This is a genomic window from Arthrobacter sp. 05T442 (assembly GCF_056395945.1).
Window position 1 is genome coordinate 1 of the sequence record NZ_JBFTKM010000037.1, and the last position, 11,511, is coordinate 11,511.

At 61.1% G+C, this 11,511-nt stretch carries 8 protein-coding genes; 6 read left to right on the plus strand and 2 right to left on the minus strand.

Going from position 1 to position 11,511, the window contains the following annotated elements:
- Positions 1 to 137: 137 nt before the first annotated feature.
- The 3 genes from AC1DES_RS18880 (at position 138) to AC1DES_RS18890 (ending at position 2,809) form a co-directional block, all read left to right on the plus strand.
- The gene (locus AC1DES_RS18880) at positions 138 to 275 is read left to right on the plus strand and encodes a type II CBASS E2 protein (RefSeq protein WP_476897233.1); all 138 of its coding nucleotides are present in this window, start codon (positions 138 to 140) and stop codon (positions 273 to 275) included.
- 420 nt (positions 276 to 695) lie between these two features.
- On the plus strand, positions 696 to 1,634 hold the full coding sequence (locus AC1DES_RS18885) for a hypothetical protein (RefSeq protein WP_476897234.1): 939 nt from the start codon (positions 696 to 698) through the stop codon (positions 1,632 to 1,634).
- 30 nt (positions 1,635 to 1,664) lie between these two features.
- A protein-coding gene (locus tag AC1DES_RS18890) for an IS3 family transposase (RefSeq protein ID WP_476897235.1) occupies positions 1,665 to 2,809 on the plus strand; the annotation gives its coding sequence in 2 pieces (ribosomal slippage) (positions 1,665 to 1,932 and positions 1,932 to 2,809; 1,146 coding nt in all).
- Positions 2,810 to 2,828: 19 nt separating this feature from the next.
- Here AC1DES_RS18890 and AC1DES_RS18895 read toward each other — a convergent pair.
- Positions 2,829 to 3,491 carry a hypothetical protein gene (locus AC1DES_RS18895; protein ID WP_476897236.1) on the minus strand — a complete coding sequence of 221 codons (663 nt, stop codon included), beginning with the start codon at positions 3,489 to 3,491 and terminating at the stop codon, positions 2,829 to 2,831.
- A gap of 43 nt (positions 3,492 to 3,534) precedes the next feature.
- Positions 3,535 to 4,425: a Shedu immune nuclease family protein gene (locus AC1DES_RS18900; RefSeq protein WP_476897237.1), complete on the minus strand. Its 891-nt coding sequence runs from the start codon at positions 4,423 to 4,425 to the stop codon at positions 3,535 to 3,537.
- A 715-nt stretch (positions 4,426 to 5,140) separates the two neighbouring features.
- Between AC1DES_RS18900 and AC1DES_RS18905 the strand changes: the two genes are divergently transcribed.
- The 3 genes from AC1DES_RS18905 to AC1DES_RS18915 are packed head-to-tail and all read left to right on the plus strand — an operon-like array spanning position 5,141 to position 10,994.
- Positions 5,141 to 8,968, plus strand: a complete 3,828-nt coding sequence (locus tag AC1DES_RS18905) for a GTPase (protein ID WP_476897238.1) — start codon at positions 5,141 to 5,143, stop codon at positions 8,966 to 8,968.
- A 2-nt stretch (positions 8,969 to 8,970) separates the two neighbouring features.
- The gene (locus AC1DES_RS18910) at positions 8,971 to 10,584 is read left to right on the plus strand and encodes a GTPase domain-containing protein (protein WP_476897239.1); all 1,614 of its coding nucleotides are present in this window, start codon (positions 8,971 to 8,973) and stop codon (positions 10,582 to 10,584) included.
- Positions 10,584 to 10,994, plus strand: a complete 411-nt coding sequence (locus AC1DES_RS18915) for a hypothetical protein (RefSeq protein ID WP_476897240.1) — start codon at positions 10,584 to 10,586, stop codon at positions 10,992 to 10,994. Before AC1DES_RS18910 ends, AC1DES_RS18915 begins: the two co-directional genes overlap by 1 nt.
- The last annotated feature ends 517 nt before the right edge of the window (positions 10,995 to 11,511 follow it).

The window sequence follows — 11,511 nt, forward strand, 5'->3', positions numbered from 1 at the left end:
GGGTCGATAATATGGGGTGCGGTCATCGCGTGGTAACTCCTTGAGAGAAGACTTTGGTCGGTCTTTCCAAGAATCACGCGATGGCCGCCTCACGTTCGGGAACAACACGCCCGGGGCCGGGCCGTTACACCACGCTAATGGGCACTACCGACTTCATCGCCGACACGATCGTTCCGTGGACGAGCGAGTGGCTCTACTTCTACGAGTGCTGGGTCACAAGCGGGGTCTGGCTCGGCGCCGAGGCGCCACACGGACCTGGAGTCGCGAAGCGGTAGGAGAGGATGTCGGCGAATCATGGCCGATCTAGGGCTCAGCCAGGCCGAATGAGGGGTGCGTCTAGCTGGCCTTCGACTGCTGACCTGCGGCTAGGCGCGCGCCCTCTCAGCCTATTGAGACTCCGCTCGGACGGCTTGATCTTGCTGGTCGGAACATGCGAGTTCTTGTAAGCAAGTTGAAACCTCACACGAGCAATTGCCTTTATGGCCCAGGTACGGAGTCAATTGGGCCAGACTTTTCGGTCAAGTACCGGTGGGTATTTCCCTCGAATAGCCGGAGGCTCGACGAAGCGGGGATCACATTGCCACACGAGGACGCCGTTACCCAGACGGGCACCGGCCGATTCTTTTGTGCGAGCCACTGGTGGCCCGCCGGACCTCCAAACCCAGATCCCGAAGCAAAGCCAAAGGCAGGCTGCATTGAGTGTTGGGACGGGTTTGCAACTGATGGCGTGCGACGATGACCCAGAGTCTCAGTCACGTGACTCGAAGAGCTTCGAAGAGGGGGAGAAGTTGGCGGGCTACAAGTCATTACCGGAGCACGTAGTTGAGGAGATCCAGGCTCTCGGCGGCAAGGATTTCAAAATAGGTGTATCACGTGTCTATTCCATGGACACGATCGAAGGCGGCAAGCTAAAGCATCTTGGAGTAACAGCCTCCGACGACGCGGTGGAGACCGCCAGCCCGCTGCTCCCAGAGGGTTCAGGAAGGTGGGCTACTTGGAACCGGGCAGGGCGTCTTGTTCCGCGACCAGACTGGCCATCGCGGACCAGGTCGTGGCTGACCACCTCCCCAAATTTTGGCGACGGTGGCCGATACGGATACTCATCTCAGATTCATTCGGTGCAGGTACAGGCCACTCAAACGCTTCACGGCAAAGCGTTTGCCTTCGATGTCTCCGCGAGGAAGCGACCGGACGGCAAAGTAGTAGTTGCTTTTGTCCTGGAGCCTGTTTTCTCTACATCCGTGGATCTGGAATCCCCTGATCTGCTGATGGCGGCTTCGCTTGCGCGTGAAGTGGTAGGCACGCCTCGAGTATTCGCTGTCGATGCCAGCTCAGATGCGTGGCAGGACACGCAATTTTTCGACTGGGAATTTTTGCCGGTTGACCACCGTGGGCAGCCGATCGACTACGACACGGTGGCGGACACTCTCGAGATCCCGCGGAACAGCAACATACGCGACACATTCAAGGACAGGTACACTGCCATCCACGCAATGAACCCTTTAACCATCCGGTACGGAAGCACCGGATTCGCGCGCTATGTAGCATTCGAATTCGACAAAGCCGTCGTCCTCGAAAACTACTACTACGGGAACGCGGGACTGCCCCGAGTTTGCTTGACTCCTGACTTGTGAGGATTCGTTCCTTGCAGCAAGGATGTTCACATGCCGAAGCCTTTCCCCGCTGAGTTCCGCCGTGACGTGGTCGCCGTGGCACGGAAGCACGAAGCCCCGATCTCGCAGATCGCCAAAGACTTCGGGATTTCCGAAGCAACCCTGCACAACTGGCTGAAGAAAGCCGACATCGAGGAGGGCGCCCGTCCCGGCGTGACGGAGAAGGAAGCCGGCGAGCTCAGGGACGCCAGAAAGCGGATCCGGCTGCTCGAGCAGGAGAACGAGATTCTCCGCCGGGCAGCGGCGTTCTTCGCCCGGGAGCTGCCCCCAAAATGAAGTTCCCGCTGGTCCTTGACCTTGCCGCAGAGGGTATTCCCGTCGCGGTGGCCTGCCGGGTGCTGGGTTTCTCCAAACAGGCCTTCTACGCGTGGAAAGCCGCGCCTGTGACGGAGCGTGACTGGTCTGATGCGCACCTGATCAACGCGGCGGTGTACGTCCACCGGGACGATCCGGCGTTCGGGTACCGGTTCATCGCGGACGAACTCGAGGACCAGGGTTTCAGCGCCGGAGAGAACCGGGTGGCGCGGCTGTGCAGCAGCCAGCGGATCTGGTCCGTCTTCGCCAAGAAACGCGGCCTGACCCGCAAAGCCGGCCCGCCGGTGCACGATGACCACGTCCGCCGGGACTTCACCGCGGCGGCGCCGGATCAGCTGTGGCTGACGGACATCACCGAGCACCGGACCGATGAGGGGAAGCTGTACCTGTGCGCCATCAAGGACGTCTATTCCAACCGGATCGTGGGCTACTCCATCGATTCCCGGATGAAAGCGTCTCTGGCTGTCTCGGCCCTGCACAATGCGATAGCACTCCGGGAGCCGGCAGGGACCGTGGTGCACAGTGATCGCGGTTCCCAATTCCGCTCCAACGCCTTCGTCAGGACGTTGAAGGGCAACGGGCTCAAAGGATCGGTGGGGCGGGTCGGCGCGTGTGCCGATAACGCCGCCATGGAATCGTTCTTCTCACTCCTGCAGAAGAACGTGCTCGACAGCCAGCGATGGTCCACCAGGGCGGACCTGCGCCTGGCCATCGTGACCTGGATCGAGAAAACCTACCATCGGAAACGCCGTCAACGGCGGCTCGGGCGGCTAACGCCGGTCGAGTTTGAGATACTCAATACCGGCCTCAAAGCCGCCTAACAACACTAAACCCCGAGAGTCAACGAAATCCGGGGCAGTCCCCTTCGTCGGATCGGATCGTCTTCAAGGCAGAACTCGCCAGTGATGGGAGATCAAAAGTCTCCACCCCCAAATCGCCCAGTGACTCCGTTATGTCTAGAACCACATCAGCACCGGGAAACGCCTCAAGGACCGCGCGAAGCGCGTACCTTTCGTCCCAGTAGTCGAGCCTGGACAGGAGCCAATCCTGACTACCAAGGTCTTGTCGATCGGTACCACCGTTCGTAGATGATCTTAAGTCCTGAATCCAGCTCAATGGGGTGTGGTGCCTCAAAGCTTCTAGTTCAGCTTCGAAGTCATTCTTCAATGACAGGTCATTCGCAAACTGCTCGCTAGTCAAAAAGCCTTGCAACATGTCAATGTTGCTCGCGATACTATCTGCTAAGTAGAAGTGGGTTGCTTGCCTCGTAACCCCCAGCGCAGTCAGCCGTTCCAGTATTTGGCCTCCAGCGGCACGAAAGGCCCACCTCGTTACAAAGTCTTCGTCCGGATCGAGATCAGCGTACTCACTCGCTGGGACATCCTCCGAGAACATCATCTCGTCTTGGAAAACGGCTAGAAGTTCGTTGCTGATGCCATCACGCAGCCGGCTGATCTCGAGCGGACCAACAAACAAACCGCCGTAGCTGGTAATCGTCTGCACCTTTCTACAGCTTGACCCAAAACGTAATTCGTCGCGCGTGCACTTACTCGCCGAGCACGTCGCGATACGAGCCCGACTGATTCCTGGCCCAGTGTATCCAGCGTTGGTGGACGTATTGAGACCGTTCGCGGGTCCATAACGAGTTCTCAAACACGCTCGGTTCTGGGTTGGGAATCCGGCGGGCCAACTCCTTCATGGCCGGTCCCGTGGTGAATGATGCGGGCACGCCCGTGAGCGAAGTTTCTCCGCTGCTATGTTGTCGCACTGTCGGAAATATAGACAGATTGGCATCCGGTTTCAGGCGGTCATAGGTGATGATGTGTTCGTCTTTGCCCTCGCGTTCCAGCACCATGTTAGCTCGATGGTTTGGAGGGCCTTGATTGAACTCGCTGCTGCGGCCATAGATCAGGACGTACTGAGGTTTTACCGCCCTGCCCCGATAATCCCAGATAGGGTCCAGTATCTGCTCCCTAAATACGTTCTGGTTCGTTGGATTATTCCACCACGATTTCCACTGGGTGAGTTGACTATGGGCTTGATTGAAATCAGCGCTAAAAGTGTCCTGGCTGGATGGGTTGAAATGCGGCTTTCCCGGCCTCTCGATTTCGATGAAAATCGGTATAACAGCCTTGGAGTGCGCAGTGATCCACATGAAGTCGGGCACTCGATTCATGCCGACGCCTTGGAGTGGCGGCTGAGTGAACAGGGCGTCGCCTTGTATTCCGTGGTGACCAGCACTTCCGGCTAGCGGTAAGAGGCACGGGTTCTGCTCAAGAAACGACTGAACCACCTTCTCGTCCGGTAACGCAGCAAGGACATTCGCCCAGTCGCTATTGAGCCGCGCCTCATACACCGGCCACTCAGTGGGAAGAGGCCTCTGTGGGTCGGTGTCGGGTTCGGCAAACGGCTGAAGGGGTGCGAGTGAATTCGACATGCCCAAAGGTTAGCGGACAGCCCGGGCGGGAGCCGCCCTAGGCCAAAGGGGTCTGAGTCTGAGTTCACTTGAGGTCATAACCTCCCAAGTCGATGTTGGATCCTTCGGGCATACCCCCAGGGACGACGGCTACGGCTATGCAGGCCGCTGCACCCATCGATGAGGATGCCAGCGGACTTCCCACCAGGTTCGCCTGCAACATTGATGGATAGTTACGCAGACATTCAGCCGCAGGCTCCTACGTCCCCAACGAAGGAGCTCACTCACGCGGGCTGGTTCTGTAAATTCCCGATCAGTCGAAACCATCCGGAGAGGCTCGACTCACGTCCCACAGGCGCCAAACTTCACTTGCCAACATGGTCGCCGCGCCAAGTGATTGCATTAATTCTTCTACACTCGTGGTCATAAGCCGATTCTGGCCACCTCCAACCGCCGTAAGGCTCTCTCCGGCTTTCGGATGTGAATGGCCAGGAGCCGGCATGTGCCGCAGCGTTGGCGACCCGCCATTAGTACGCAAACGCGAGCCCTTACCCATTGGTCATCAGGCCTTCCGGCCCGGGTCAGGTGCTCGGCTGCCTCGCGCATCAGCAGCGACGCACCCTACGTGAGGTAGATCGAACAAGTAGGTCACCTGCGGAAGCGCCCGGCGATCCGGAACGCCCGCAATAGCTGCCGATTGTCAGAGTGGTCGGATAGTGTTCGCTGTGAAGTAGTCGTGCTGAATGTGGGGGATGAATTGCAAGAGAGTCGTGAGGGCTCCGACTTCGATCGAGCAATCGCAAGCGCACTCGCTGCTGGCCGCGACGAGATGGCCCAACTCGACGAGCTGGGAGAAGCCGCGATCGGCTCCTATACGATTTCGCTACCCACCGCGGACGGGCTCGGAACCCTGCTGCAGGAGGTAGCGAGCGCTTCCGACGTCTTCACCGAGAAAGTCCGCGCACACCTATCCGAACAACGCGGCGTCTTGTCCACGTTCAACGTCGCCTTCTTCGGCCGCACCGGCGCCGGCAAGAGCACGTTGCTGTCGGCCTTCGGTCAACTGGACGGAAGCGACGTCTCGCCAGGCGACAGTGACTGGACGACGGAAGTGCACTCGGTAGCTTGGCGCGGGTGCCGCCTGTACGACACCCCGGGCATCAACGGTTGGGGTGGACGAAAGAGCCGCGACGAGCTCGAGGCCACCGCGCGTCGTGCCGTCGAGATCGCCGACGTGGTCCTGCTGTGCTTCGACAGTCAGAGCCAGCAGCCCAGCGAGTTCTCGAAGGTCGCCGACTGGGTGCGTCACTACGGAAAGCCAACCATCGCCGTGCTCAACATCCGCAACCTGCGCTGGCGGCATCCGGCCAAAGTGCCCCTTCAGACTGCCCGACAGAATATTTCCGAACCCGTCCGTCAGCACACCGACAACATTCGCACCGAGTTGGCAAGCATCGGATTGCCCGACACCCCGGTGGTCGCCATCCACAGCAGGCGAGCACTGTTCGCGCGGGCCAGCACTCCCTACCGCGGACCCGCCGAGCGGGACTTCCTCAGCGAACGCGAACAGCACGGGATCGACTATCTGGCGCGCTGGTCGAACTTCGGCACGCTGGAAGCACTCTTGACCTCCGGGATCGCGGCGGGCGGCGCGCAGCTGCGGCTCACGTCATCGCGGGAGGGCATGCGCGCGATCTTACTCGACGAGGCGAGCATGCTCACAGCGCTCGCCCAGAGCCTCAACGAGCGGTTCGATGAGGTCGACAGGGCCATCTCGAGACACCTCGAAGTGCTCGGCTATCTCGAACCCGACGAGCGCGCCACCCACCTTCACGACGACGAGTGGTGCGGTGACCTCCTCACGATCGCCGAGACAGCTCGTGGCGTCCCGTACCTCTCCCCGGCCGAGGGCACCTTCAGCCGGTACCTCCGGACACGGCTGAAGCCGCATCTCTCGAAGCCGCGCGGCGATGCGCATAAACGGTTCAAGCGCCTGGAACGCGAGGCTTTCGATGAGCGCAAGGACATCGACGAGGACACCTTTATCAGAAGGGTCTACGACCAGCGGGAGATAGCTGCGGCGCTCAAACAGGTGGGGATGAATTCCGCGCAGTTCCTCGAACGGGAATTATCCGTAGCGGCAGCTGAATTGCGGCATCACGCTTTTTCGGCGGAACACGCATCCGCCACCCTCGGCGGCAAGGCAGGGTCGGGCTCGAAAGGCTTCGAAACCGCGTTCAGGACCAGTGGTTTGTTGGCTGGGGTCACCGCGACTATTGGGGTGATCGCCCTCTCGAATGCGTGGAACCCAATTGGGTGGGCGGGCGGCGTCGTGGTGGCTGGCATTAGCATCACGTCGTCGGTGTTCGGCTTTGCTGGGGATCGGCACGGAGATTCGGCCGAAAAGCAGCGTGCGGAAGCACGATCGAGGGCCACGGATGATGGCCGCACCGCGATCCGCACCACCTTCGACCGGATCGAGAAGGACTTCGCCATCAAAGCGCGGTCGGTGGCATGGAAGGAAGCTGCTCCCAGCATGAAGTTGCTGCTGCGTGAGGCGGTGGTGCTGGCGCGCGTATGCCAAGAGATCACGTCCATCGCCGAAGGACTCGACGAGAAGGCAGCGGAGATTGCCACGACGCCCAGCGTCGACATCCTCGAAGCGGCCCAGCAGGCGCTGTTGAGCGACAGCTCCTCCAACGTCCGCGATCGCCACGAGATCCAGCGAATTCTGCTGGGCGAGGACTGGTTCGACGCCGCAATTACGCCGAGCACTACCAATGCCGGCGACCACGAGGCGTTCGCCCAATCGTGCCGTGCCCGCCACGACACGGATGTCACCGCGTTGCGCCGCGCGCTCAGCGACGCGCTCGTCCGGCCCGACATCAACCGCGTCGCGGACTGGACGCAGCTGCTCTCCGACGCCGCTCAGCGCGATCCGGCCTTCCAGTCTGCGTTCGTGGCCGCGATACCTCCCCGTGGTACACAACTTTCCGTCGCCGTCGCCGGGGACGTCAGCGCGGGAAAGTCGTCGTTCATCAAGCGACTGCTCGTGGAGATGGGCGGCGACATCCCGGAAACGCTCCACATCCGTGCCGACCCCACTACTGACGATGTGCACGCTTACCAGATGGGCAGCTTCGACATCGTGGACACCCCTGGCTTTCAGAGCGGGCGCAGCGGACACGACGACAAGGCGGTGTCTGCCACCACCAACGCAGCACTCGTCATCGTGTTGCTCCACTTGAACCTATTGATTGGTGACACGGCCCGCCTGGAAGGTGTCGTCAAAGGCACCGAGGCGACGCCGGGCAAGTGTCCGAGAATGCTTTTCCTGATCAACCGCTGTGACGAGCTCGGTGTCGATCCTCTTCAAGGAGTCGACGAGTACTTCAACCGGCGAGACCGAAAGGCGACCGAACTCCGCGCCGCCCTGGCGTCGCGGGGGATCGACATCGACACCCATTACGTTCACGGCATCGCGGCGGATCCCTTCTCCACGGTCGGACGGCATCTGCCCGTTACTCGCGCTGCATACGAAGCCAACCGCGAATGGGATGGCATCGACGCCTTAATCGAGGCGCTCCGTTCGTTGTCGCCGAGCGACATCGCACAGGCAAATTCCCTAGCGGCACTGGACAAGGCGGTGGCCGAGTTACTGCAATTGAGCACGGAGACCCGCGCCGAATGCGAGACGAAAAGTTCGGAGGCCGTCAAGAACGACACCTTGATCCGAGCGCTCGGCGAATGTCTCGAGGATGGTCAACGCCTGTCGGACACGTTGGAGCACACCCTGTCCGAGAAGGTGTCGCGGCACACGACCGAAGCCATCAGGAAAATGCGGGAGCTCTCCCGCGGCGATAATGACGGCCTAGCCAAGGCGAAGGCCTCGTGGAACAACACCGATCTTCACGCTGAGATCAAGGAGTTCATGGCGGCCGCTGCCAATGAGATTGACGAGTGGGTAGTGACACACGAGTCCGCGATCAACCGCGAACTTGCTGCCATGAACTTCGATCAGAAACTGGGCACGCCCGTAGCGGACGACGATAAAGCTCCGAGGGACGTTGCCGCAAACGTAATCGGAGTCGGCAGATCCATCACCTCATCCGTGCAGAAGCTCGTGTCAGGGTTAGGCACTCGAGATGCCGCTTACGCGATCGGGAAGAAGATTCTCCGCATAAAGTTCAAGCCCTGGGGCGCCGTCAAAGCAGGGAAGGCCATGGCGCGAGTTGGGGTGGTGCTCCAAGCCGCCGTGGTGGCATTGGACGCCGTCACCTGGGCACGAACCGAGAGGAGTCGTTCGACCTGGGAAGAAACCATCACCGCCGCGGTCGAATCCGTGGAGCAGAACAGCGCCGCGGCTGTTGCGGAGTTCCTTCGCGGTGAAGACGCTCCCGTCGCCTACCTCGAGGAACGACATACCGAGATCAGCGAAATACGTGACGGCCACCAGAACCAACAGGTGCTGGCGCGGCTCGAGATGGCACGCGTGGAACGACGAATAGTGTCGGTTGCCGCCCTGCTGGATGCCTTTGACAACCTGCGGAAGGAAACTGTATAGCTGTGAGCCCCTTCAACCTCACCGAAGCCAAGTCCTGGCTCGACGCCATCCCCGGCGGGCAACTCGGGCTCGAAGCCGACGAGCAATGGCAACGGTTCGCGAGCATCAGCGACCCCGTCGTCACCGTCTACGGTGCGTACGACACGGGCAAGAGCTCGCTGCTGCGACGCCTGATCGTTGACTCCGGAGTCGAGGTCCCCGACTGGCTGACCATCAGCGCGCGCCACGAGACCTTCGAAGTCAACGAAGTTCGGGCGACGGGGTGCCTACTCCGCGACACGCCGGGTTTCGTGACCGGCGCTGAAGACGCCCGCGCCGACATGAACACCCAACTGGCCAATAGCGCGGTCGAGCTGACCGACGTCGCCATCGTCACCCTCACCCCTCAGCTCGCAACCGCCGAGTTTCCCGCGCTACAGGCACTCGTCCGACGCGACTGGACGCCAGGTTCGCTGTGGTTCGTCATCTCCCGGTTCGACGAGGCGGGCATCGACCCCGAATCCGACGGAGACGGATACCGGGAACTGGCGCAGCGGAAAACCGACGAACTTCGCCGCGCACTGGAACTGGAAGACGCCGTTCCCGTCTTCGTCGTATCGCAGGACTTCGCGCAGATGGCCGGGTCGGAGCGCAACCCAGACCCGCAAATGTGGGACGAATTCCGCGTCTGGGACGGCATCGCCGAACTACGCGAGGCTCTCACCAACCTCGGGTCCCACCACGACTCGTCGCTGAGAGTATCCGCGTCACAGCGCTTCTGGCGACAGTCAGTCGCCAGCTCGCTGGATGGCCTCAATGCCGAGGTGGCGAAATATCACGACCACGAGAACTTCACCGACGAAGGGCTGCAACTGCGCCAATCATGGGTGGCGCAGCTAGACGCGCTCCAGAGCTCGGCCGATGCCGACCTCCGCGGCAAAATTTCGGAGACCATCGGGCAAGCCGTCGACGACCAGCGCGATTCCGACGGCACCCAGAAGTCACTAGTGGCTACCATCGACATGTGGTACGGCAACCAGGAACGCAATGTCGAGAAGCTCCTGCGCAACGTCGACGAAACGATCGCACTGGAGCGACAGCGACCGTCCTGGAAGAAACTCGAAGAACTCGCGGATTCGATCCGAGTAAAGGCCGACCGCTCAACGCCCGCCAAAGAAACGGCTGAGGTCATCTCGCCCGCCGTCAAACGGGTGTCGGAAGCGGCACTCAAAGCCCTAACCGACTACGAGAAGCTCTCGAAACTGAAGAAGCCAGCGAAGACCAGCGCGTCATCCGCGATGAACTTGAGCAAGGGAGTCGCCACCGCCGCGGCCTTCGGCCCGCTGGTCGTCGAAATCTCGTCCATCGCCGAACAATTCTTCAGGAGCCGGGCGAGCGCAGAGGAACGTGACCGTCAGCGCCGGGCCATGGAAGCCAAGCTCGATCGCATTGGCGACCGTGCGGCGACGATGGCGCTGACGGAATTCGAGCCACTCCTCGATGCTGCCCGGCAGGCCATCCTCGATGCCACCGCCGAACGTGTCGACCTGAGAGATGGGCTCAACAAGCTGGTAGCGGAGCTACAAGCGCTTATCCGGTCCGGCGAGGCTCTGCTGGGAATGTCGGGAGCGGGCTGATGGACAGCGAACGCATCGCGCGAATCCAATACCTGATGGTTCGATTCCGAAAGGCGGCCGCCGATCCTTTGACTAGAGAGCGGCACGCCGGGTTCTGGAACTTTCCTTCAAGCTCGTGCACGTGGGCGTCATTCGCCCTCGGTCACCTCCTTGCGGAGCTGGAACCGGATGCCGACTGGCACCTGGTGAACGCTGAGGCCGGGGATGGGTGGGGCGGCCATGATTGGCTGGAAAGTCGAGGACTGGCCGTCGACGTAACGGCCGACCAGTTCGAAGGCTACGCGCCATATGTCGGACCCGCGCCACCGCCTCGGCCCGAACGCTACAACCGCCCGTTGAAGCGGATAGAGCTCGCCGCCTGGCATCGACCACATGAGGAAGCGCTGGAGACAATCCGGAAGTTGATGTAGCGCCAAATCCGTTGAGTTTGCGGAGGACGTCAACCTGAGAGCGCCTAAACGAAGGCCTCCAGACCCGCGCTTTTGCAGGTTACGGGCTCTCTTTGCGTGGGGATGATCGGACTGGAACTGTGGCCTCGCAACTGAAGTGGCGTCGTCGGCCTTACTCAGGGGCCGTTAGCTTCCTTGGCCGGGTTCCGTGACGTCACTGCCGGCCTAGCTCTGCTGCACCGGGTTGAACTACGGCGACCGTACTGTGCGTGGGGCCGCTCCGTTTTGCGGGAGGACTGGCAGTTCTATAGGTGTCCTGGTGCTGCTGCGGGTCCCATTGGCCAACGCTTCGGCGTCTGCCCTGCCCCAGATTCCCTCGCGTTCGGTGAGGTAGTGCCCATTAGCGTGGTGTAACGGCCCGGCCCCGGGCGTGTTGTTCCCGAACGTGAGGCGGCCATCGCGTGATTCTTGGAAAGACCGACCAAAGTCTTCTCTCAAGGAGTTACCACGCGATGACCGCACCCCATATTATCGACCC